Consider the following 21,260-nt stretch of genomic DNA (forward strand, 5'->3'; position numbering starts at 1 on the left):
CTCCATAGTTTAATGAAACAACGACAGCAAAGGTGGGTTCCAAAACCATGAAAATATTAACCGTGCTCGGCACAAGACCGGAGATTATACGGCTCAGCCTGATTATTCCGAAGCTGGACCGCCATGCAGATGAGCATGTGCTTGTGCATACGGGCCAAAACTACACGGAAAGCCTGAGCGGGCAATTCTTCCGTGAACTGGGACTGCGTGCCCCGGATTATGTACTTCAGGAGAAAGCGGGGACACTGGGTAAACAGCTGTCTGCCATGTACTCGCAGATGGAGGACATTTTAAACAAGGAACGCCCTGATCATGTGCTGTTGCTCGGTGATACGAACAGCGCCTTATGTGCCTTGCTTGCGGAACGTATGGGTTACCCCGTCGTGCATATGGAGGCGGGGAACCGCTGTTATGATCTGGATGTGCCGGAGGAAAAGAATCGGCGCGTCATTGATGCGATTTCTACCATTAATATGCCTTATACGGAGCAAAGCAAGCAGCACCTACTGCGCGAAGGTTTTCCGAGCCAACGAATTATACTGACTGGAAATCCGATCTACGAAGTGATGCAGCACTATGAGAAAGAGGTATCCGGCAGTGGAATTTTGAAAAAGTTGGGACTGTCGCCTGGGGAATATTTCCTGGTCACTGCCCACAGAGCTGAAAATGTCGACCATCCGCCGCATTTGCTGGCTATTTTGGATGGTCTTAACCGGGTAGCCCAGCAGTTCGGGCAGCGGGTCATTTGCAGTATTCATCCCCGCACCGCCGCCCGGATCGCAAGCCACCCGCCGATCCAGCTGGATCCGCTGGTGGAATTTCACGAACCGTTCGGTTTTTTTGACTTCGTTCTGCTGGAGCGGCATGCGCGCTGCGCTTTGACGGACAGCGGTACCGTACAGGAAGAATGCTGTGTCATGGGGGTGCCGACGGTCACGATGCGCCGGACGACCGAACGGCCGGAAACGGTAGATTGCGGAAGCAATATCGTATCTGGTCTTGATGGCGAGGTTATAGCGAACGCGGTAGCCTTAATGACCGGGATGACCCACAAGTGGCAATGTCCCACAGGTTATCTGGCGGAAGATGTGTCGGATAAGGTAGTTAAATTTCTGCTTGGAGGGAAACGGCATGTTTGAAAACCAACGTATCTTGGTTACCGGCGGTACCGGCTCCTGGGGACATGAGCTGGTTACCCAGTTACTGCCGCGTAACCCCAAAGAGGTCATTATCTTTTCACGCGGAGAATCGAGTCAGGTTGCAATGAACAGGCAGTTTGAGGATGAACGACTCAGCTTCTGTATTGGAGATATTCGGGATAAGGAAGCGCTGACTACCGCTTGTCAGGGTGTGGACTATGTGTTTCATTTGGCGGCTCTCAAGCACGTGCCTGTCTGTGAGGATCAGCCCTATGAGGCACTCAAAACCAATGTCGTAGGCACCCAAAATGTGATCGAGGCTGCTGTCGCTAATCAGGTAAAGAAAGTCATTTATATATCGACTGACAAGGCCGCGAATCCGTCCAATTTTTACGGCATGACGAAAGCGATTGGAGAAAAACTGATTGTTTACGCCAATCTGCTGAATAGCGATACACGTTTTGTGACGGTGCGCGGCGGTAATGTTTTGGGCACAAACGGAAGCGTGGTGCATCTGTTCCAAAGCCAGATTCGCCAAAAGGGCAAGGTTTCTATCACAGATATGAACATGACTCGCTTTTTCCTGACCCTGCGTGATGCGATCAGTCTCCTGTTCAAAGCCTCCGTGGAAAGTGTGGGTGGGGAAATTTTTATCATGACCATGCCAACCTGCCGTATTCTGGATTTGGCTGAGGTGCTCATTGAGGACTCGGGCGTGGAAAACGTAGAAATTGTAGAAAAGGGTGTCCGTCCCGGCGAGAAAATTCATGAGATTTTGATGAGTGACTTTGAAAGCCTGACGACGGTTGTATATGACGAGCAATATTTGGTCATTCTCCCAACACTGAACATTCCTCAATTAAAGGACCGCTATAATCAGTGCCCTCCGGTGTCGTTCAGCAGCTTTAGTTCAGAGTTCAATCTGATGTCGAAAGAGGAGATTCGAAGCATTCTCCAGAGCGGGGGGTTCATCAAATGAAGCTGCTTATTTTGGGTGGTAACGGCATGGCAGGCCATGTTCTGGTTGATTATTTCCAAAACCAGAGCGGGTATAACGTGTTCTACACCACCCGTGATCCTGAAAATAATGGCGGTCTGCTGCTGGATGTAAAGGATAGCTTTATGGTGGAGCAGCTGGTACGGAGTGTACGGCCAGACGTAATTATTAACGCGGTAGGCGTACTGAATCAGCATGCCGGGGAGGATCAGATTGCAGCATACCAAATCAATGGATTGCTGCCGCATCTTCTCCGGCGGACGGCGGACAGTATCGGTGCCCGATTCATTCATATCAGCACGGATTGCGTATTCGAAGGAAAGCGGGTACCTGGTTTATATAAGGAGACGGATCAACCGGATGGGACAAGTGCCTATGCTTTGACGAAAATACTCGGAGAAGTAAAGGCGACAGGGCATCTGACCATCCGTACCTCCATTATCGGGCCGGAGATTCGGCCGGGAGGCATTGGTCTGCTGCACTGGTTCTTGCAGCAAAGCGGAGACGTTGACGGATATCGCCGTGTCTTTTGGAACGGGGTCACGACACTGGAATTAGCGAAAGCGATACAGGTGCTGATGAATGAGCCGCTGGACGGACTCATTCATCTGGTTCACCCTGAACCGATCAGCAAGCATGATTTGCTGCTGCTGTTCAAAGACATCTGGAAGAGAGAGGATATTCGGATCGTGCCGAAAGATGAGCCGGTGCAGGACCGGACGCTTCGTTCTACCCGGGCCGATCTGCTCTACGATGTTCCTCACTACAGCATCATGCTGAAGGAGCTGCTGGAATGGACAGAAGCACAGCGGAACAACGTCGTCCAGTCATAGTAATTACCGGAGCGGCGGGCTATACCGGGATGCATGCCTGTCGCCATTTTGCAAAGCTCGGTTGGGAGGTAGCGGCGCTGACTCGCACTGCCGCTTCCGTCTCAGAACTGACCTTACTGGCTCGCGATGATGAGAACCTCAGCCCGGATGTGGACACCCGTGGCTGTATTACGCCTTATGTGTGCGACTTGCTCGACAAGAAACGTCTAGGCGAGGTGATTCGCCAGATTGCTCCGGATTATGTACTTCACCTGGGCGGTAAAAATTCGGTACCTGAATCCTGGCAGAGTCCATTGCTGTACATGGAATCCAATGTACTATCCACCCTGTATCTGCTGGATGTATTGCGCCCTTTCCCCAAAGCACGAATTGTCGTGGCAGGTTCTCGGCTAAAGACGGCTTTGCAGGCTCCGTATCATCCAACGCATCCGTACAGCCTTAGCAAAAGCCTTCAAGAGGCAGTCGCGCTCTCGTGGGGCGCACTGTTCGAACAATCCGTCATGATGGCAGAGCCTTGCAACTTGATCGGCCCGGGTCCATCCACCGGCTTTTGTGCATTACTCGCGGGGTATATCGTTCGGACGGAATGCATGAAAGGGCAGTCCGCAACTGAAGCTGCCCCGTTCCGGGTATCTTCCCGACATGCGCAACGTGATTTTCTCGACGTTCGCGATGCTGTACGCGCCTATGGTGTGCTATTGGAACAGGGGGTGCCAGGCCGGGTTTACTCGGTCTGCACAGGCCGCATTGTGGAACTGGGCAATATCGTGGAACGTATGGTTGCGCTGGCGAAAATATCTATTCCCATACAATGGGGGGATGTGGCAGAGCCAGCGTCCACCGAGGCATATCGGGCAAAGGAGCTGGAGGACATGGGCTGGAAGCCGACCATACAGCTGGGGCAATCTCTGGAGGATATGATTCAATACCGCCGAGCTGGAAAGGAAGGAACGATATGAGACCGAAAGTAACGATCGTCATTCCCTTTTATAACTGTGCATACGTGGACCAGGCTTTGCAAAGTGCATTGGAGCAGACTTATGGGCCCCTTGAGATTATTGTCGTCGATGACGGGTCCACGACACATGTCGAAATGCTTCAGCCCTATCGTCCATATATACATTATTTGGGCAAATCCAATGGCGGAACAGCCAGCGCACTGAATCACGGTATCCGGCATGCCAGCGGCGAATACATTGCGTGGCTCAGCTCCGATGATACCTACCATACAGACAAAATTAATAATCAGGTTTCTTTTATGGTGGAAAATGGAGCGTACATCTCCCACACCAATTTCAATTTCATCAATCAATACAGCCAAATCACAAGCTACCAGGCAGCGGCAGTATTCCCGTCTATGGCGGAGTTTTACCGCTTTTTCCAGCAGGGAAATCCGGTCAATGGATGCACGGTTATGTTTAAAAAGGAACTGTTCACACATATCGGTTTGTTCGATGAACTGCTGCCGTACACACATGATCTGGATATGTGGTACAGAGTGATGCTGGCGGGATATCCATTTCCTTTTCTGAACGAATCCTTGGTTAACTACCGCTGGCATGATGAAATGGGAACCAAAAAACATTGGCCCGCTGTTGAACGGGAGTACAACATAACCCAAGCACGTTATCAAGATCGCTTCAGTCAGCTGTTGAGCGGTTTATCCTCATGAAGCCGGAAGTTTGTCAGGGGGGATTGATATGGTAGATACGGGGATTGTTATGCCGCTGTACAAACAGGATATCGGTTATCTACAAGCTGCGATCTCATCCGTACTAGCCCAGAGCTACAGGGCATTTCGCTTTATCATTGTTATTGACGGAGCGCCGGAAATGGTAGGGCCGGCGCTCAACGCAGCAATGGGGGACCCGCGCGTTCAGTTGGTTACACTCCCTCAGAACAAAGGAGTATCCCATGCTCTTAACCGGGGATTCGACGAGTTGTTTAAAGATCCGGCGATCACGTATGTGACCTGGGTATCCAGCGACAATGTTTATAATTCATCCTTTATCGAACGATTACGGTGGGAGCTGGAGCAGGGGCCAGATTCGCTCGGGCTTGTATTCTCCACCTTCCGCCAGATTGACGCTGCGGGTAACCCGTTGTACGACGAGCAGCATCAACAAGCGTTGATCCGTTACCAAAGTCAGCCGGATCACGAATTGCTGAACGCCAGCATTGTTGGGGTTTCATTTATGTACAAAAGCCAATATGCCCGTCAGATTGGGAGTTATCGGCTACAACCTGTGGAGGATTATGATTATTGGCTGCGGCTGACCGAGACGTGCAGCATGAAATTCATCCCGGAGATCCTGATGGATTACCGGGTGAATTCTGCTTTTAGTGTATCGGCCAGCTTGCACAGCCAAATGGAACATCGACGCTGGCGGCACGCATTTCAAATCGCCAAGCATGAGGCGAGAGCGCGCCGGGGGATCCCGCTTGAGATGACCATTTTAATGCCTGTCATGGACATGACTCAAGCTGAGCCGTTGCTGGATAACCTGCTGGAGCAGCACTACAGCAACTCTGTGGTACGTTTGCTGGATTTAACGCCGGAACAGAGGGCTGCCTCTTTCCTGTCGATGATGCCTGATCCTCGGCTAATGGTAACGCCGAGGCCGCATTATTCTATCAAGGAAGCACTGATTCAGGCCATTGGTGAAACGACGACCCGCTTTGTTGTATGCTTTGGTGTCAAACCTTATATTGCCGTGACCGATTTGCTATATCTGACGGATTTGCTGCGTCCACAACAGGATACACATGCCTTTTCCTACTATACAGATGATCATTCAAACATCGGCAGCGGTCTAGGAGTGCAGTCGGTACCGCCGGAATGGAATTACGTATATTACACGCACAGATTGCATCAGGCCCTGGAGCAGGGCTGTTTTTAGCTGACAGGAGACAGCGCCGGAATTGTGGTCAGCTCCGACTGAAGAACACGATGCTCCTGTACAACATTACCAAACTGGTCCAAACCAAAGTTCGAAAGCACAACATTGGAAGGTACAGCGGAGACTACGTTGTATTGAACCTCATAGGCAAGTACCCCTTGTATAAAGAAGGTACGTCGGGCAATGGAGTTTGCAGGTACGTTAATCGATGTCACGTACAAGGGGATCTTGGTATCCGGTACGAGCGAGAAAAAAATTTGTACCGTCACGGTTGCTGCGTTCACCGTATCCTCATTGACCACATTCACAACAACATTGGAGCAGGCTGTACCAAAATCTCTGGTGTTGGTCATATAGCCGGTTGTAAAAGCCAATCGAACCATCCTCTCAAAAACAGAATATTGGAAAACCCCTGAAGGGATGCTTCTATACTATGAATCTATTGAAAAGAAAGCTTGTATGCTTGTCGGTAAGGTATGCCGAAAAAGGTACATTTTAATAGAAACACTTTGGATATATTCATTTTCTAATGAAGGGAATGCTCACGATGCCCTTTAATTTTCAGGTAACACCCAGCGGTTTGCCCAAATTTGAGCCCAGTGTCGCTGTTAATTTGTTGAATCCGAATATTGTTGTGGCTGTCGCTGTTGACTTTAGTAGCGGGCCCCCGCTCATTGGACTGTATCGTTCATTGGACGCTGGAGCGAACTGGACTAATTCTTTACTGCCGATTCCACCAGGATATACAGGGGCCGAGGCAGGAATGGTTGCTTATCTCTTCCCCAATATTTTTATCATATCGGCACATGTGTTTCCGGGAAATGAGAACGGGGCTGTCGCGATCTACCGTTCTACGGACGATGGAGCAACCTTTGATCCTCCGGTGGTCATTAATTCGGGCTTTGGAGATTACATTAATAATGACTGGACCAATATTACGACGGATAATGCAGGGGCAAGTCCCTATCTTGGGCATGTCTATGTCACGTATAACCGTCAATACAATATAGAGTTTAATGCCCGGTCTGCGGCCTTCTACCAGCGTTCCACCGATGGAGGTTTAACTTGGGACCGCCCGTTATTGCTTTCGAATATCCAATCCTCCACGGAACGACCTGAGCCTGCGGTCGACAAATTTGGAAGTGTCTATGTCAGCTGGATTCGTACGGGGCCGCAAACGCCGGCTTTTTTTATCCGGCGATCCTTTGATGGGGGGGCTACCTTTAGCGGGGATATACTGGTATCCAATATAACGCTTGTGCCAAACCCCCTACCCGTTCCCGGTTATAACTTTCGGATATTGAATTTTCCCAGCTTGGCCGCGGACTGCTCGGGTGCGCCTTCCACAACAAATACGTTATATGCCGTTTGGCAGGACTTTGGTCAGGGATACAGCAATATTTTAATGTCCAAATCACTTAATTTCGGCACAACCTGGAGTGCTCCGGTCATCGTGACGGATAGCCCGCCCGGCTCGCAAAATTTCTTTCCTGCGATTTCGGTGTCGCCCAAGACGGGGCTTATTGCTATCGTATATTACACCAATCGATTGGACGGTTTTAATTTGGATGTATTCACCGCTCAATCGTCAGATGGAGGCAACTCCTTTGTAAACAGCCGTCTGACGACGACCTCATTTAACCCGAATGTCGGTGGAGGCGAATCAGAGCTAATCGGTGACTATATTGATGTAGCCATTGTGCCGCCGAACAGCTACCTTGCCGTCTGGACGGATACGCGCACAGGCAGCCTGACGATTTTTGCTGGTGTACCGGGAGGTGAAGCCTGATGCCGAACGTACAGCTCACGCCCAATGGAAGGCTTGCGCAGGAGCCTAGTGTAGCTTTCAATCTGCTCGACGGTACCATCGTGAGCGCGGCTATCGATTTTACGACAGGGCCGCCGTTGACGGTGGTGTACCGTTCAGGTAACGGTGGCGTATCCTTTACACAGCAGTTTTTACCGCTTCCAGCCGGATTCGTGGGAGCCGAGTCTCATAGTGTCAGTTATGGCTTTCCCAATTTGTTCATCGTAGCCTGTCATGTGTTCACCTCAGACGGGTTGAACGGTACCATTGCTACTTACGTGTCCAGAGACAATGGCAATACATTTGAAGCACCCGTGATTGCCCAGCGAGGGTATGGTACGTTTGTCAATAATGTGGAGGTAAGTGTGAAGTTCGATACATCTCAGGTTAGCTCCTATACCGGAAACATCTATTTATGTTATACGCATCAGTTCAATCCTGACTTCTTCGGCGGATCGGTCATGTTTTTCCAGCGCTCACAGGATGGGGGGATCACGTGGGATACACCCGTGTTGCTCACTGCTGGTTCCAATCAGATTACGCGTGGGGAAATCACGGTGAATATTACGGGGGTTATTTATGTCGGGTACATTGTGACCAGTCCTGTTAACCAATATCAGGTCATTGTGTCCTTCAATGGAGGGACGGCCTTCAGTTCCTCGCTACCTGTGTCTTCTGTTGTCCCGGTTCCCAGCCCGCTGCCCGTGGCTGGTTTCGGTTTTAACGTGTTGCCGACGGCCAACATTGCCGTGGATCGCTCTACTAGCCCGAATCAGGGTACACTTTATGCGGTCTGGCAGGATAATCGGGCAGGGTATGCGGATGTACTGCTCGCCCGGTCGCTGGATGGTGGATTGAGCTGGACTGCACCACAATCCGTGACAGGGGCCAGTGCAGGGGCACAGCATTTTTTCCCGGCCATTGATGTTTCGCCCGTGACTGGCGTGATTAAGATCGTATATTATACCAATCAAATAACGACCTCTTTATTAGACGTATTTGTGGCCGAATCAACGGACGGAGGGAATACATTTACGAACCTCAGAATAACAGACAGCTCCTTTAATCCTAACGGAATTAGTCCGGTTCCAGTCGTTACGATCGGTAATTTTATTGATGTAACGATCGTGCCGAATAACGGATTTTTTGCAGTCTGGACAGATGCATTATCGGGCTTCCAGCAAATTTACGGGAGCAACGGAATGTAGCTTGGCGTACGAGACAGAGGAGGTGAGGCTGTTTTGAAAATTTTGTTGGCTACGTACTGGCCGATTCCTCATTTGGGTGGCGTGTGGCCCTTTATGCTGCAAATTAAACGAAGGCTCGAGCTACTGGGTCACACGGTAGACTTGATGGGGAACGGGCCGGATACACCTAAATACCATATTGTTTTTGAAGACAAGGAACTGCTGAAGGCTCAACTGCTGCCCATGCTGGACACGAAGCTGAATGAATTGGCTGTCCCTGTTTTACATTTGGATTCATGGGTGCAGACGGTGGAAAAGGATCGCTACTGTATGGAGCTGGCGGCGGCGTATTTTGGGGTGGATCAGTACGATGTCATTCACACGCAGGATGTCATTGCGACACGTGCTCTAAGCCGGGTCAAACGCAAGGATAGCGCATTGGTGGCCAATATTCATGGCTCGCTTGCCCGTGAAGTCATGATGGCTTTGGAACGGGATCATGAGGAAGGTTATCGCGAGACCTTGATGTGGAAATATTATTGGGCGCTGGAGCACTATGGCGCTCTATCCGCTGATATTACAATTACGTCGACAGAATGGATGAAACAGACGCTTGTTCGTGAGTTCGAAGTGCCTGAGCAGCAGATTGTCACTTTCCAATACGGATTGGATACCGAGCACTTCTGGGAAGTCCATGCCCAGGGAACGGACATGGTACGGCCTGAGGGGAAAAAAGTTATGATTTGTCCTTCGCGGCTAGTCTATATCAAAGGGCTGCATTATTTAATAAGCGCTCTTGGACTGCTGAAAGGTCGACGTACGGACTGGGTTTGCTGGATTGTCGGGGAGGGAGATAAAAGGGAAGAACTTCAAACACAGGCGAAGGAGCTGGGACTGGAGGAAGAAGTGGTTTTTCTGGGGCATCGTGAAGATGTACCTGCTCTTTTACAACTGGCGGATCTTTTTGTTCATCCGAGCATACAGGATAATCAGCCGTTTTCGGTCATGGAGGCACAGGTTTTGGGGCTTCCGGCAGTGGTATCGGATGCGGGTGGACTGCCGGAAATGGTGAAGCATGAACACACCGGACTGGTTTCCCCGGTTGGCGATGTAGAGACGCTGGCAGCTCATTTGCAGCATTTGGTGGCTCAGGATGAAGTACGGATAGCTATGGGGAATTGTGCCAAAACATGGGGGACCGCGCACTGGTCTCTCGATGTCATGATTGAACGACTCGTGAATATTTATGGGCAAGCGCTTGATCAAGTACGTTGATTCAATAGTTAGGAGGGAGAGCATGACTTTTCCTGTCGTTGGAGACTTGTACAACCGTATTTTTGAAATCCAGCAGTCGCACCCGGATCTGAAGGTCGATTACGCAACATGGAACCGAATTAACACCTCGTTGCCGGAAAATTATAAGCTGCCGGACGCTGACATTTTGGAACGTCTGAAACAACCCGCGCCATAAAAGTACAGACAATTTAAAAAGGCAGGTCGGGCTTAAAACTCCCACCTGCCTTTAGTTCATTTCAGCTCATTGTCCATCCAGGGTTTCGTCAATCCGATCTTCATAAACCGAGCCTCGAATCATGAGCGGTCCTGTAATAACAGCACGGCGGTCAGATGATTGCACGGTCAGGCAATATACATAAGGCTCTGCCTGTTTCCCCATTTCCTCATAACTTAACTCGGCAAATCCCTCCTGATAGCAAGAATCCTGCAACCAATCCAGCACAGGTCCCTGCTCATCGTTGCGACGCAATCGAATATCCAGCTCCCCGATATCCCAGTTGAGCAGCGGATTTCCCCATGCCAAAGAGGCTTCAATGACAATACGTCCTTCAGACTCACTTGCAGGAATGATCAACGTAGAGAGCACGTTCTCCTGTTCGGTGACCTGAAAAGGCAGTGCATGTGTGCCTGCCTCAGCTTTGTTTTGTACTGAATATTTCAACATACATTCTTCCCTCCCTGCCCGTTCATTAGGGCATCACGGTAAAATGACTGGCTGTACGCTTAGCGACTACGTTCCCGTTTTCCACAAATTCAGCCAGGATAAACAGCGTTTCCGGATTGTAAATACTCGTGACCACTCGCAGGTAAAAAGGATTTTGGGCTGTCTCCATATCCTTGAGTTCTAGCACAGAGCCAGCTTCGGGAGAAGGGCTCAACCGAAGAAGATGCCGTCGGAAAACGCCACTGCTATTCCCCATTTCCAGCAACACATCGACGGCTCTCTTTTCACGATTGAAAAAGGTCACATGGCAGTATTGTATATGGGCGCTGTGGTAAGCGAGATGATGATCGACGGTTAAAAGAAACACGGACATATGATGATGCCTCCTTGAATTCCGTTAGGTTACCAGCCTTATATCATATGAAAAATAGCCGGGGTCGGACTGGATAGTTGTACGCCTCTTTGACAAAAAGCGCATCGGTGTCCAACCCTTTCCACCGTGCCGTGCATGTAATGTAGAGTGGAACAATCTGCGGCCTGAAGCCCCTTTTCGACTACAGAAGAAGGGTAGAGCAAGATGTGAGAGAAGGGTCGCATTAAAAAAGGAGGCACGGCTATGAGACTCGCACAGCTGGCAGGAGAATATGAGGCGGTCTTCAGTCTGGGGCAAAACTGTACACCTGCCATTCAATTGGAAAAAAACCGTTTGCGGCCGTTTGCCGGCGTGCTGGATTGGATGATGTCTGACACGCTGTCCGATGTGAACCGCTTGCTTGAAAATCGGTTTGCCGGATTTATGGATTTGCCTAATTTAAGTGTCGTTGGTACGAGCCAACTGAATTATATGGTCAGAGATATTGCTTATAATGTGATCTCGGTACATGATTTTCCGCAGGAGCGCAATACATCCGCAGATCTGGTGACCTATCCCGAGTTCAGGGAAAAGATAGACCGTCGTATCGAACGTTTTTTTGCAAAAACACAGATGGCGAAGCGCAGCTTGTTCGTCCGTATGCTGGGAACCTATGAAGAAGTAGAGGAACTGGAACGTATTTTGTCGGGCATGGTAGCGAATGAATTTCATTTGTTGGTGGTTAATTGCTCCGGTGTAACGGAGTTAACGGAGGTGGATTGGCAGCTTCCGCATGTATGCGCGGTGGAAATGCCTTTTGCCGATGTATGGAATTACAAGAGTGATCCACACTGGCGCACACTTTTTGAGGGGATATCCTTGTCTTCGGAAAGGGGAGGGCGTCGTGCTTGAGCGATTGCAGGGGGATTATGATGCTGTATTCAGTCTGGGAGGACATTGTTTGCCTTCCATTCAGCTGGATAAAAACGGACTGCGTCCGTATGCGGGTCCGCTGGACTGGATGATTTCCGGCAACTTGTCACAGATCAGTCGCTTGCTGGACGCCCGTTTTTCCAATTTTATGGATTATGACAGTCTGCGTGTCACGGGGCATGATTACGGTGACCATAACTTCATGGTCGAGGATGCGTCCTATGAGATTACAGCGGCACACCATTTTCCGGTTAGCCAGAATACATCTAAGCATCTGACTTCCTACCCTGCATTCAAAACGACGCTTGATCGCCGTATCGCACGTCTGCTGGAGAAATTCGCGCTTGCGTCCCGTCTGCTGCTGGTTCGTCTCGGGGGCAGTCGGGAGCAAGCGGTAGAACTACATGATGTGTTGTCACAGATGATTGCACATGATTTTCGCTTGTTATACGTGGATTATACAGGGACTGATGGTGTGACGGAGCTGGATTGGGGGCTGGAGCGGCTGGTTTCAGTGGCGCTGCCACCTGAGGATATATGGAACGGTCAGGATGAGATGTGGCGTTATATGCTGGAAGACGTCAGGCTGCATGTCTGAGGTGCTGAGATTCTGGAGAGACACTATAGATTGTCTTCGGACTGTGCTTGTGCCTGCGCCAAGCTGTAGGGCATCGCATAACATGATGCGAAGGGAAGACATATGCTTCGGTTCAAAAGGAGGGTGCGCTAGTGAAGGCTTTGGTCACCGGGGGAGCCGGATTTATTGGTTCCCAGCTGGTACGTGCGCTTGCTGACTCGGGCATCAGAGTGCATGTGCTGGATAATCTGACGACCGGGAATGTCGCAAATGTGGACCCGCGCGCGGTCATGCATATTGCGGATATTCGCAGTTCTGAAGTCAGGACGCTGCTGATTCGGGAAAGCCCGGATATTGTGTTTCACTTGGCCGCACAGGCTGATGTGCAACAATCCATCCATCAACCCGATGAGGACGCGGATGTGAATGTGCTGGGGACGATTCATCTGTTGCAGGCTTGTCATGAAGCCGGTGTGTCGAAATTCATATTTGCGTCCACATCCGGCGTATATGGAGAACTGCAAAAGCAATGTATTCAGGAAGACGATCCCGTGGAGCCCATTTCAGGCTACGGACTGTCCAAGCTGACCGCAGAATCGTATATTCGGCTTTTTTATCGGTTGTACGGTATGAACTACACGATTTTGCGTTACGGTAATGTGTATGGTCCCGGTCAGGCCGCGAAGGGAGAGGGCGGTGTAGTCGCTCTTTTTATGGAGCGACTGAAAAAAGGAAGCCCCTTGCTCATTCACGGTGACGGGACGCAAACCCGCGACTTTGTGTACGTCAAGGATGTAGTCCGAGCGAATATGGCGGCTATACATGCAGCGGACCAACGCACGGTTCATGTAAGTACGGGACGAACGACGTCCATCAATCGATTGGCCTACGATTTACTAAAGCTGCACGGTTCGTCTGTCCGCCCTGTGTATTCACCAGCGCGGGCGGGAGACATTCACCATAGCTGTCTTAGTAACGCAGTCGCCAGACATTGGCTTCGTTGGGAACCGCTATACGGCATCTCTGCCGGTTTAAAGGAAACGTATGTGAGCAGTATGGGCTCAGGCAAAGAAGGTATGTAGTGATAAAGAGTGCGCGACTGTCTGGTGATAATAAAGTGTGGAACCAGTAAAGAATATATGGTACCACTGAAGTCATTCCCGATGAGATATCATCGGGAATGACTATTAATTGTGTATCCTCATCTCTCCTCAAGAACGACTAGCGGCAGCTCAGCTGTTCCCTAAGTAGTTAATTATTGTAGGATAACAAAAACATACGTACTATCCAATAACAGACACCCATTTGAGACTAATTTAAAAATGTCACTCAAAGAAGCAGGTGCACCTTTAGTTGGCACTCCCGTAATCGTAGCAACTGTTAACCCTGTGAACATGATGGCAATTGCACTTGCCCTTTTATTCTCTGGCACAGGACTAGCTGCCAATGTTGCGCCGATAGACATAAACACTCCATGAGACAATGCTGTAATAATACGCGCTACTAATAGCATAGTGAAATTTGTAGAGATTGCAGCCACTGAATTTCCAAGTACAAAAACGACCAATAATAATAGCATTAATGTTTTTCTAGGTGTAAGATGTTATGGCAGTTAGTATAGGAGTCCCAATAGTTGCTCCAAGTGCATAAAGAGAAACCGTTAAAGTGCCGTAGTTACGGAAATACTTAGATCATCTGCCATCGAAGACAATAACCCTACGCTTATAAACTCCGCAGTACCTATCCCAAATGCACTGATAGCTAAGGCAAGTAGTGCTAGCATGCTTCGTGAGTTCGATTATTTAATTGCAACAGCACTAGCATCTGTTATCATGTAAACTCCTCCTTTAAGATTCCGTAAACCAAAAGGGCCCTTTAGCTATAAGAATTGGTGTCGACTTCTTTTATTATGCTCTAATTCTCTACGGCTACAAGAGAGCACTTTTAAGTTCGATAGGCACTCCATAGTACCTATGTCACCAAAAAGTACGCACTTCTCAACAATTCCGCAAATCTTCATAATAATAATGGATGACCCTATCTTTTGGTAATCATGGATTTTACGCCTTAGATAATCATCCATATTACATTCTGTGGAGGAATCATTATGGAACTTCATCTTCAAGGCAAGAAAGCTCTAGTTACGGGCTCTACGTCCGGGATCGGAAAAGCCATCGCAGCCGCACTGGCTGCGGAAGGCGTACATGTCATAATTAATGGACGTCATGAGGACAAAGTTGTTCAAACGATCCAAGATATACGTCATTGCCATCCTGGTGCAATTCTTGAAACCGCGATCGCTGATCTGGGAACGGAACAAGGATGCGAGGAGATCATTTCGGAATATCCTGAGATTGACATTTTGATCAACAATTTAGGGATTTTCGAGTCGGCCAATTTCTTTGTAATACCTGATCTCGACTGGTATAAATTTTTTGAGATCAACATAATGAGCGGCGTACGACTCTCCCGGCATTACTTACATCGAATGATCGAAAAACAGGATGGTCGAGTCATATTTATCGGCAGCGAGGCTGCCATCACACCGCCTCCGGATATGGCTCATTACAGCGCTACGAAGGCAATGCAACTTTCAATTTCCAGAAGTTTGGCGGAACTTACTACTGGAACGAGGGTGACTGTGAATACAATTATGCCTGGGTCTACACTTACGGAAGGCGTCGAAGCCATGTTAAAGGTTCTTTATCCTAATGAAACAATGACTGCGGAGGAAGCTGAAAAGAGGTTTATGGCGGAAAGTCGGCCAACCTCTATCATTAAGAGGCTTATTAGACCGGAGGAAATCGCTAATCTTGTCACCTTCCTAAGTAGTCCTTTATCTTCAGCTATAAACGGCGCCGTACTGAGAGTTGATGGAGGATTGGTGCGGCACATGATTTAACAACAATGAGCTAATTGGGTAAAACGTATCAATTAATCGAAACTTGCTCATCATACCGAATCACAAAAAGCAGGCCATCAGTTGGCCTGCTTTTTGTGATGATCTCAATAATACATTGACTTACTAGGATAGGATCAGGGTGCTCTTGTGTTACTTGTTCAGTATACTCTCTTCAAGGACTTCATATTTGTTTCCATGGACTTTCACAATATGCCGCTCGCCCCACTTGCACAACGAATCCAGAATATCCTTAAGCGACCATCCATACTCCGTTAATGTATACTCTACCATCGGTGGAACTTGGTTATAAACTTTCCGTTCAATCACGCCATCACTTTCGAGTTCACGTAGTTGTTGAGTGAGCATCTTTTGCGTGATGCCCGGCATTAGTTTTTTTAACTGATTTGTTCGTCTTGTGCCTAAGATCAAATGGCATAGAATGACTACTTTCCACTTACCTCCTATGACCTCTAACGCCGCCTCAACCGGAATATTATACTTCTTCACTTAATCACTCCCTGAGCACTTTTTAGTACCTATAGTACCACAAAGTGTTTATGGCACTAAATAGTACATACTTTTTTATTCTTTCTCATCACTTTACAATGATCACGAGATATTAATTGGTCAATACAAATCAATTGGGAGGTAATAATATGAAGTTAGGATTAGAAAATAAACTGGTTCTTGTTACGGGCTCTACTGGCGGTATTGGAAAGGGTACAGCTAAGAGCTTTTTGCAGGAAGGTGCTCGCGTCATAATCAATGGCAGAACTGAAAAAGGTGTTCAAGCAGTCGCCGAGGAGTTGGCGGCATTCGGCACAGTGTATGGGATTGCAGCTGATGTATCAAAGGCTGAAGAAAGTCAAGTTCTTGTGGAAAAAGTCAACGAAATAGGTTCGTTGGACGTTCTAGTTAACAATACAGGAGTTTTCGAAGTCAAACCCTTTGTAGATGTTACTGATGAGGAGTGGCTGGACTATTACCAAACCAATGTACTCAGTGCTATAAGGCTTTCCCGTGCATTTCTCCCTGGCATGATGGAGAGAAATTGGGGACGCATTATCAATCTTGCCAGCGAAGCAGGCATTAAACCTTACCCTGAATTGATTCCTTATGGAGTCTCCAAAACTTCCCTCATTACGTTCTCTCGGGGATTGGCCGAGTTGGCGAAAGGAACTGGCGTAACCGTTAACTCTGTGCTTCCAGGCCCAACATGGACGGAAGGATTTGCTAAATTTATTACGGACTTGGCGGCGGAGAAAGGTCAAGAACTAGATTCTTTCATCCGGGAGTATTTCCAAGATAGCACGCCTACTTCCCTGATTCAGCGTTTCGCCACCGTAGAGGAAGTAGCCGATACGATCGTCTTTCTAAGCTCCGTAAATGCCGCGGCTATCAATGGCATCGCCCAGCGCGTCGAAGGCGGTATTATCCAATCCATTATGTAATTTTAATAGTTCTTTTTTAACCCCAACATGTAAGATGCTTCGATTCTCACATCTTTAGTGGTTTCGGAGTTTCTTACATAACACATTGAGGTTGACTCACCCGAAAATATTAAGGAGGCCAGGAAAATGGTGAAAATATTGATGGTTGTGACAAATCAATCTGAAATTAAAACAGGTAAAGCGACGGGAATTTGGTTATCCGAATTTGCCGAAGCCTACCAAGCATTTAGCAAACAAGGTTATGAGGTTGTTGTAGCCAGTCCCCTCGGAGGCGAAGCACCGGTTGATCCAGTTAGTGTTGATGCTAATACGCCTAAAGAAATTTGGGATTCACAAAAGCATCTCTCGAACACGGTGTCACTAGACGAGGTATCAGAGAGCCAGTTTGATGCTATTTTCCTTCCGGGTGGACACGGCACGATGTTTGATCTGCCGAACAACGAAAAACTTCAACAGCTTCTGCGACACTTCTATGAAAGCAACAAAATAGTAGCTGCGGTCTGCCACGGACCTGCCGGTTTGGTAGGTGCAAGTCTATCGAATGGTGAACCGTTGGTAGCTGGCAAAAGGGTTAACGCCTTTACTAATCTTGAAGAAGAACAGACAGGGCTTAGACCAGATTTGCCGTTTCTGCTCGAAAGTAAAATTCGAGAATTGGGAGCGATATATGTCGCTGCTCCGAATTGGACGAGTCACGTTGAAATCGACGGAAATCTGATTACAGGCCAAAACCCCAAATCAACCATTGCAGTTGCTGAGGCCGTTATCAAGAAAATTGGTCGATAAGGATATAGCAAATCACTATCCTGGGCAATAACGGCTGGACAGCTTACTAAATGTCTATCAAACAATTATAAAAAGGGGGGATGGTCTAAACGGAAAGGGACTGAATCGGGCGGAAATTGCCAAGCGATTGTTTAAATTTGTGGGAACGGTAAAGAAACAAAGCAATCGCCTCTAATGCAATTTAAAGTAATACGACGAAAATTGTATAGCTTGATTTCAAAAGCGGCCGCGCTGGATCGATGCGAGCCGCTTTTTTGTATAAAAATTTTCTGGATTTCGCCGGATAACGTTCAGGGTATATAATTCTTAATCAAGCCACAATGAGATAACTCTGATTTCATTAGGAGTCATTTTTTAATGTCCAATGGTACCGTTCGATATTGGTTTCTAACTTTCTTTTTATGCTGATTCCTGGCGGTTCCACACATTCTTTTTTTACGAATTGGTTCCTATGTGTTTTATCACCTGACAGCGACTCAAGAAAGAGACTGAGAAAACTCTCAGCCTCTTTTTAATTTGAATAGAAATTATAAGTTCTCGCCAGCCAGCTTCAAGGCTTGATCCAGGACAGCTGCACCGTTTCCTCTACCGTAAGCCAACGTGTCAATGACATCTACAGGGATACCATAGGGTGCTGCAATTTCGGTTACTGCCTTTTTACGCATCCGCACTTGAGGTCCGAGCAAAATAGCAATCACAGAATCTTTAATGCCTTCCAGCTCTTCCTTAATGGTGCTTTCGGGGATGGCTTCGATGTTCAGCTCTATGGATCTTGCTGCTGCTTCTTTTTTCATCTTGGAAACCAGAATGGATGTGGACATACCCGCAGCACAGGCCAGAATAATTTTTTTCATATTTGAGCGCCTCCAGAAATTCATTTTTAATTACTTATACTCTTCATCCAGATCAGCAACAAACAAGCGGTTCTTGATAGCAGCTTGATACCAGTAGCCCGATTTCTTCAAATGCCGACTTCGATCATTCTCCAGGTTAATTTCTACCAGTCCATAGCGATTTTTAAAAGCATTCATAGGAGAAACGTTGTCTGTAAAGGCCCACAGCATATAACCTGTACAGTTGGAGCCCGCTTCTACAGCTTGTAACGTGTAGTATAAATGCTCAGTTATAAAATGAATACGATAGTCGTCCTGAATGATGTGTTCCTCATTTTTGAAGGCAACTTCATTCTCAATGCCCATACCATTTTCCGCGACAAACCACTCGATATTGTTATATTCAGTCTTGATACGCATCCCCATATCGTAAATGATTTTAGGATAAATTTCCCAGCCCCGTGACTTGTTCATTCTTTTACCCGGAAGATCGAAATGCTCATAGTAGTAAGAGGGGTGGAAGGGAATATTTTCGTTCCACGCTTTACTCTGTGCTTTGACCCGATGGGGATAATAGAGATTGATCCCGACGTAGTCAACGGTATTTTCCTTAATCACTGTCAGTTCTACCGTTGTCGCTTCAAATGCAATATCATGCTTGCTCATGAGATCGAACAATTCTTGCGGATACTCGCCTTTAATAAGCGGGTCCAGAAATACTCGATTGTAAAATAAATCATACACATGCGCTGCGTACTGATCATGAGGGGCGCTGGATCGGGCATAGGTGACTTCGGGATTCAGAATAACGCCTATTTTAGCCCCGTTCTGACTATAGTTTTTTGCTTTGAAAAGTTGTACGCATTTCGCGGTTGCCAGCGTTTTATTATAATTCCATTGCATCCACTTCCGCGTATTTTGTTCATAGGGATAGCGAAGGGCATCCAGATAGACACGAGTCTGTACAACAATGGGCTCATTAAACGTAAACCAGTGTTTGACCCGATCCCCGAACCGTTCCAAAACCTTCTCCGCATATTTCACAAACAGCTCCACCACATGCTTGGAAGACCAGCCCTCATATTTGTCCATCAGATAGGCGGGTACCTCGTAGTGCTCCAGACAAATCATCGGCTCGACCCCGCTTGCAATCAACTCGTCAATGACCCGGCCCATATAATCCGCATACATTTCATCCACCACAACATTCTCATAATCTGTTAAGAAGCGGGACCAATTAATAGAAGTACGATAATGGGTCAGGCCAATCTGCTTCATCAGCGCAATATCCTCGGCATAACGATTATAAAAGTTGGTTGCACCCGCGGGTCCATATCCATTGTGCCAGACATAGCGGTCATTTTTGTACCATAAATCCAGATAGGAGTCCTGACCTTCTTTTTTACCGCTCCAGCCCTCTGTCTGCCAGGCGGAAGCCGCTGCACCCATGATGAAATTCGGCGGAATTTGTATCGTATGTTTAGCCATTACATGCTTCTCCTTTTCGTTCTATAGATTCCCAAAGGCCTGTTAAGTAGGCTGCTCCCAGTGCGCGGTCATACAGTCCATAACCCGGCTTTCCTTGCTCTCCCCAGATCATTCTTCCGTGGTCAGGTCTTACATACCCTTCAAACTGATGACGATGCAGGATATGAATCAGCTCCGCCATATCTATGCTGCCGGATTCAGACAGATGTGCGGACTCTTCAAAATCACCGTTGGGATAACGTTGGACATTACGCAGGTGAACAAAATGAATCCGTTTCTGCGCGGCATATTTGTCTAGCATTCTGGGTAAATCATTGTCTGAAGAGCTGCCTAGCGAGCCACTGCAAAAGGTAATACCGTTATGCACGCTGGGTTGAAGCTCCAGCAGACGGTCAAAATCCGCTTCCTTGCTAAGAATACGCGGCAGACCCAGAACAGGCCATGGCGGATCATCCGGATGGATAGCCATTTTCACACCGGCCTCTTCGGCTACGGGAATCACTTCTGCCAGAAAATAAGCTAGATTCTCCCAGATTCCTTCGGCTCCCAGTTGTTTATACTGCTTCATCAATGCAGGGAGCTCTTTCTTTGGATATGATAAATCCCAACCTGGAAGCGTAAAGTCAGCAATGATCGGCTCAATCTTTTTCAGTTCTCCCCCCGAGAAGGCCAAGGTCAACGAACCGTCGGGAAGGGGCTTGTCGATGACAGTACGGAACCAGTCAAAGGCAGGCATGAAATTGTAGCAAACTACTTTTACCCCGGTATCACCCAGTCTTCTCAGCGTTTCTTTATAGTTGGCAATATAGTTATCTCTGGTGGGGAGCCCCAGCTTGATCGCTTCATGCACTGGAACGCTTTCCACGACTTCAAATGTAAGTCCTGCTTCCTCAATTTGCTGATTGAGAGCAGTAATACGGTCCAAAGGCCATACCTCTCCGGGAGGAACGGTGTAAACGGCGCTTACAATCCCTTTGATGTAGGGGACATGTCGGATGTAGGAGAGTGGAATGGAATCCTGCTCGCCATACCACCGAAAAGTCATTTTCATCATGATCAGCTTCTTCCTTTAAAAATTATCACTAACCTGAATCTGCCAAGAATACGCTTTCAAT

23 protein-coding genes and 1 pseudogene are annotated in these 21,260 nt (G+C 47.9%); 16 read left to right on the plus strand and 8 right to left on the minus strand.

All coding sequences use genetic code 11. The annotated features are described in order from the left end of the window. Window positions 1–47 precede the first annotated feature (47 nt). The 6 genes from wecB to AC6EJC_RS07125 are packed head-to-tail and all read left to right on the plus strand — an operon-like array spanning window position 48 to window position 5,869. A complete protein-coding gene (gene wecB / locus AC6EJC_RS07100; protein ID WP_444953344.1) occupies window positions 48–1,139 on the plus strand; it encodes a non-hydrolyzing UDP-N-acetylglucosamine 2-epimerase in 1,092 nt (363 codons plus the stop codon). Continuing rightward, window positions 1,132–2,118 (plus strand): polysaccharide biosynthesis protein, encoded by a 987-nt coding sequence (locus AC6EJC_RS07105; RefSeq protein WP_444953345.1) that lies wholly within the window; start codon window positions 1,132–1,134, stop codon window positions 2,116–2,118. The genes wecB and AC6EJC_RS07105 overlap by 8 nt, the downstream gene beginning before the upstream one ends. Next, window positions 2,115–2,969 carry a dTDP-4-dehydrorhamnose reductase family protein gene (locus AC6EJC_RS07110; protein ID WP_444953346.1) on the plus strand — a complete coding sequence of 285 codons (855 nt, stop codon included), beginning with the start codon at window positions 2,115–2,117 and terminating at the stop codon, window positions 2,967–2,969. The genes AC6EJC_RS07105 and AC6EJC_RS07110 overlap by 4 nt, the downstream gene beginning before the upstream one ends. Continuing rightward, window positions 2,930–3,928 carry an NAD-dependent epimerase/dehydratase family protein gene (locus AC6EJC_RS07115; protein ID WP_444953347.1) on the plus strand — a complete coding sequence of 333 codons (999 nt, stop codon included), beginning with the start codon at window positions 2,930–2,932 and terminating at the stop codon, window positions 3,926–3,928. The genes AC6EJC_RS07110 and AC6EJC_RS07115 overlap by 40 nt, the downstream gene beginning before the upstream one ends. Next, window positions 3,925–4,641, plus strand: coding sequence for a glycosyltransferase (locus AC6EJC_RS07120; RefSeq protein WP_444953348.1), 717 nt, complete (start codon window positions 3,925–3,927; stop codon window positions 4,639–4,641). The genes AC6EJC_RS07115 and AC6EJC_RS07120 overlap by 4 nt, the downstream gene beginning before the upstream one ends. A gap of 28 nt (window positions 4,642–4,669) precedes the next feature. After that, on the plus strand, window positions 4,670–5,869 hold the full coding sequence (locus tag AC6EJC_RS07125; RefSeq protein ID WP_444953349.1) for a glycosyltransferase: 1,200 nt from the start codon (window positions 4,670–4,672) through the stop codon (window positions 5,867–5,869). Here AC6EJC_RS07125 and AC6EJC_RS07130 read toward each other — a convergent pair. Continuing rightward, entirely contained in the window at window positions 5,866–6,243 is a 378-nt protein-coding gene (locus AC6EJC_RS07130; RefSeq protein WP_444953350.1) for a hypothetical protein, read from the minus strand. The two genes, AC6EJC_RS07125 and AC6EJC_RS07130, sit on opposite strands and share 4 nt — an antisense overlap. Before the next feature lie 173 nt (window positions 6,244–6,416). Here AC6EJC_RS07130 and AC6EJC_RS07135 point away from each other — a divergent pair, with 173 nt between their 5' ends. From AC6EJC_RS07135 to AC6EJC_RS07150, 4 genes are read left to right on the plus strand one after another with little or no spacing between them, the layout of a single operon-like run. Further along, window positions 6,417–7,658 (plus strand): exo-alpha-sialidase, encoded by a 1,242-nt coding sequence (locus tag AC6EJC_RS07135; RefSeq protein WP_444953351.1) that lies wholly within the window; start codon window positions 6,417–6,419, stop codon window positions 7,656–7,658. Then, complete coding sequence (locus AC6EJC_RS07140; protein ID WP_444953352.1) at window positions 7,658–8,884, plus strand: sialidase family protein; 1,227 nt, start codon at window positions 7,658–7,660, stop codon at window positions 8,882–8,884. Before AC6EJC_RS07135 ends, AC6EJC_RS07140 begins: the two co-directional genes overlap by 1 nt. A gap of 33 nt (window positions 8,885–8,917) precedes the next feature. Next, entirely contained in the window at window positions 8,918–10,138 is a 1,221-nt protein-coding gene (locus AC6EJC_RS07145) for a glycosyltransferase family 4 protein (protein WP_444953353.1), read from the plus strand. Window positions 10,139–10,160: 22 nt separating this feature from the next. Beyond that, on the plus strand, window positions 10,161–10,334 hold the full coding sequence (locus tag AC6EJC_RS07150) for a hypothetical protein (RefSeq protein WP_444953354.1): 174 nt from the start codon (window positions 10,161–10,163) through the stop codon (window positions 10,332–10,334). Between the two features lie 66 nt (window positions 10,335–10,400). On the opposite strand, the gene AC6EJC_RS07155 is transcribed toward AC6EJC_RS07150, so the two are convergent. After that, complete coding sequence (locus AC6EJC_RS07155) at window positions 10,401–10,823, minus strand: hypothetical protein (RefSeq protein WP_444953355.1); 423 nt, start codon at window positions 10,821–10,823, stop codon at window positions 10,401–10,403. Window positions 10,824–10,848: 25 nt separating this feature from the next. Beyond that, window positions 10,849–11,196 carry a hypothetical protein gene (locus tag AC6EJC_RS07160; RefSeq protein ID WP_444953356.1) on the minus strand — a complete coding sequence of 116 codons (348 nt, stop codon included), beginning with the start codon at window positions 11,194–11,196 and terminating at the stop codon, window positions 10,849–10,851. 243 nt (window positions 11,197–11,439) lie between these two features. Here AC6EJC_RS07160 and AC6EJC_RS07165 point away from each other — a divergent pair, with 243 nt between their 5' ends. From AC6EJC_RS07165 to AC6EJC_RS07175, 3 genes are all read left to right on the plus strand, one after another. Then, window positions 11,440–12,087, plus strand: a complete 648-nt coding sequence (locus AC6EJC_RS07165) for a DUF1796 family putative cysteine peptidase (RefSeq protein WP_444953357.1) — start codon at window positions 11,440–11,442, stop codon at window positions 12,085–12,087. Further along, entirely contained in the window at window positions 12,080–12,706 is a 627-nt protein-coding gene (locus tag AC6EJC_RS07170; protein ID WP_444953358.1) for a DUF1796 family putative cysteine peptidase, read from the plus strand. The genes AC6EJC_RS07165 and AC6EJC_RS07170 overlap by 8 nt, the downstream gene beginning before the upstream one ends. 131 nt (window positions 12,707–12,837) lie before the next feature. Next, window positions 12,838–13,767, plus strand: a complete 930-nt coding sequence (locus tag AC6EJC_RS07175) for an NAD-dependent epimerase/dehydratase family protein (protein ID WP_444953359.1) — start codon at window positions 12,838–12,840, stop codon at window positions 13,765–13,767. 182 nt (window positions 13,768–13,949) lie between these two features. On the opposite strand, the pseudogene AC6EJC_RS07180 reads toward AC6EJC_RS07175, so the two are convergent. Further along, a pseudogene (locus AC6EJC_RS07180) lies at window positions 13,950–14,468 on the minus strand (MFS transporter); the annotation flags it as partial. A gap of 324 nt (window positions 14,469–14,792) precedes the next feature. Between AC6EJC_RS07180 and AC6EJC_RS07185 the strand changes: the two are divergent. Then, window positions 14,793–15,587 carry an SDR family NAD(P)-dependent oxidoreductase gene (locus tag AC6EJC_RS07185; RefSeq protein WP_444953360.1) on the plus strand — a complete coding sequence of 265 codons (795 nt, stop codon included), beginning with the start codon at window positions 14,793–14,795 and terminating at the stop codon, window positions 15,585–15,587. A gap of 150 nt (window positions 15,588–15,737) precedes the next feature. Here the strand turns inward: AC6EJC_RS07185 and AC6EJC_RS07190 are convergent, their stop codons facing one another. Beyond that, complete coding sequence (locus AC6EJC_RS07190) at window positions 15,738–16,094, minus strand: winged helix-turn-helix transcriptional regulator (protein ID WP_229526747.1); 357 nt, start codon at window positions 16,092–16,094, stop codon at window positions 15,738–15,740. Window positions 16,095–16,243: 149 nt separating this feature from the next. On the opposite strand from AC6EJC_RS07190, the gene AC6EJC_RS07195 reads away from it, so the two are divergent. Continuing rightward, window positions 16,244–17,038, plus strand: coding sequence for an SDR family NAD(P)-dependent oxidoreductase (locus tag AC6EJC_RS07195; RefSeq protein ID WP_444953361.1), 795 nt, complete (start codon window positions 16,244–16,246; stop codon window positions 17,036–17,038). Between the two features lie 126 nt (window positions 17,039–17,164). Beyond that, a complete protein-coding gene (locus AC6EJC_RS07200; RefSeq protein ID WP_444953362.1) occupies window positions 17,165–17,824 on the plus strand; it encodes a type 1 glutamine amidotransferase domain-containing protein in 660 nt (219 codons plus the stop codon). 527 nt (window positions 17,825–18,351) lie between these two features. On the opposite strand, the gene AC6EJC_RS07205 is transcribed toward AC6EJC_RS07200, so the two are convergent. From AC6EJC_RS07205 to uxuA, 3 genes are read right to left on the minus strand one after another with little or no spacing between them, the layout of a single operon-like run. Next, window positions 18,352–18,678 carry a PTS sugar transporter subunit IIB gene (locus AC6EJC_RS07205; RefSeq protein ID WP_444953363.1) on the minus strand — a complete coding sequence of 109 codons (327 nt, stop codon included), beginning with the start codon at window positions 18,676–18,678 and terminating at the stop codon, window positions 18,352–18,354. Between the two features lie 30 nt (window positions 18,679–18,708). Then, on the minus strand, window positions 18,709–20,145 hold the full coding sequence (locus tag AC6EJC_RS07210) for a glycoside hydrolase family 1 protein (RefSeq protein WP_444953364.1): 1,437 nt from the start codon (window positions 20,143–20,145) through the stop codon (window positions 18,709–18,711). Further along, complete coding sequence (gene uxuA, locus AC6EJC_RS07215; protein ID WP_444953429.1) at window positions 20,138–21,196, minus strand: mannonate dehydratase; 1,059 nt, start codon at window positions 21,194–21,196, stop codon at window positions 20,138–20,140. Before uxuA ends, AC6EJC_RS07210 begins: the two co-directional genes overlap by 8 nt. Window positions 21,197–21,260: the final 64 nt, after the last annotated feature.

The sequence above is a fragment of the Paenibacillus sp. TY11 genome (assembly GCF_059772165.1).

Excerpts from the sequence above, each read along its gene's own strand:
- wecB (WP_444953344.1), top strand. The coding sequence starts at position 48 with ATGAAAATATTAACCGTGCTCGGCACAAGACCGGAGATTATACGGCTC.
- AC6EJC_RS07105 (WP_444953345.1), top strand. The coding sequence starts at position 1,132 with ATGTTTGAAAACCAACGTATCTTGGTTACCGGCGGTACCGGCTCCTGG.
- AC6EJC_RS07110 (WP_444953346.1), top strand. The coding sequence starts at position 2,115 with ATGAAGCTGCTTATTTTGGGTGGTAACGGCATGGCAGGCCATGTTCTG.
- AC6EJC_RS07115 (WP_444953347.1), top strand. The coding sequence starts at position 2,930 with ATGGACAGAAGCACAGCGGAACAACGTCGTCCAGTCATAGTAATTACC.
- AC6EJC_RS07120 (WP_444953348.1), top strand. The coding sequence starts at position 3,925 with ATGAGACCGAAAGTAACGATCGTCATTCCCTTTTATAACTGTGCATAC.
- AC6EJC_RS07125 (WP_444953349.1), top strand. The coding sequence starts at position 4,670 with ATGGTAGATACGGGGATTGTTATGCCGCTGTACAAACAGGATATCGGT.
- AC6EJC_RS07135 (WP_444953351.1), top strand. The coding sequence starts at position 6,417 with ATGCCCTTTAATTTTCAGGTAACACCCAGCGGTTTGCCCAAATTTGAG.
- AC6EJC_RS07140 (WP_444953352.1), top strand. The coding sequence starts at position 7,658 with ATGCCGAACGTACAGCTCACGCCCAATGGAAGGCTTGCGCAGGAGCCT.
- AC6EJC_RS07150 (WP_444953354.1), top strand. The coding sequence starts at position 10,161 with ATGACTTTTCCTGTCGTTGGAGACTTGTACAACCGTATTTTTGAAATC.
- AC6EJC_RS07155 (WP_444953355.1), bottom strand. The coding sequence starts at position 10,823 with ATGTTGAAATATTCAGTACAAAACAAAGCTGAGGCAGGCACACATGCA.
- AC6EJC_RS07160 (WP_444953356.1), bottom strand. The coding sequence starts at position 11,196 with ATGTCCGTGTTTCTTTTAACCGTCGATCATCATCTCGCTTACCACAGC.
- AC6EJC_RS07165 (WP_444953357.1), top strand. The coding sequence starts at position 11,440 with ATGAGACTCGCACAGCTGGCAGGAGAATATGAGGCGGTCTTCAGTCTG.
- AC6EJC_RS07185 (WP_444953360.1), top strand. The coding sequence starts at position 14,793 with ATGGAACTTCATCTTCAAGGCAAGAAAGCTCTAGTTACGGGCTCTACG.
- AC6EJC_RS07195 (WP_444953361.1), top strand. The coding sequence starts at position 16,244 with ATGAAGTTAGGATTAGAAAATAAACTGGTTCTTGTTACGGGCTCTACT.
- AC6EJC_RS07200 (WP_444953362.1), top strand. The coding sequence starts at position 17,165 with ATGGTGAAAATATTGATGGTTGTGACAAATCAATCTGAAATTAAAACA.
- AC6EJC_RS07205 (WP_444953363.1), bottom strand. The coding sequence starts at position 18,678 with ATGAAAAAAATTATTCTGGCCTGTGCTGCGGGTATGTCCACATCCATT.
- AC6EJC_RS07210 (WP_444953364.1), bottom strand. The coding sequence starts at position 20,145 with ATGGCTAAACATACGATACAAATTCCGCCGAATTTCATCATGGGTGCA.
- uxuA (WP_444953429.1), bottom strand. The coding sequence starts at position 21,196 with ATGAAAATGACTTTTCGGTGGTATGGCGAGCAGGATTCCATTCCACTC.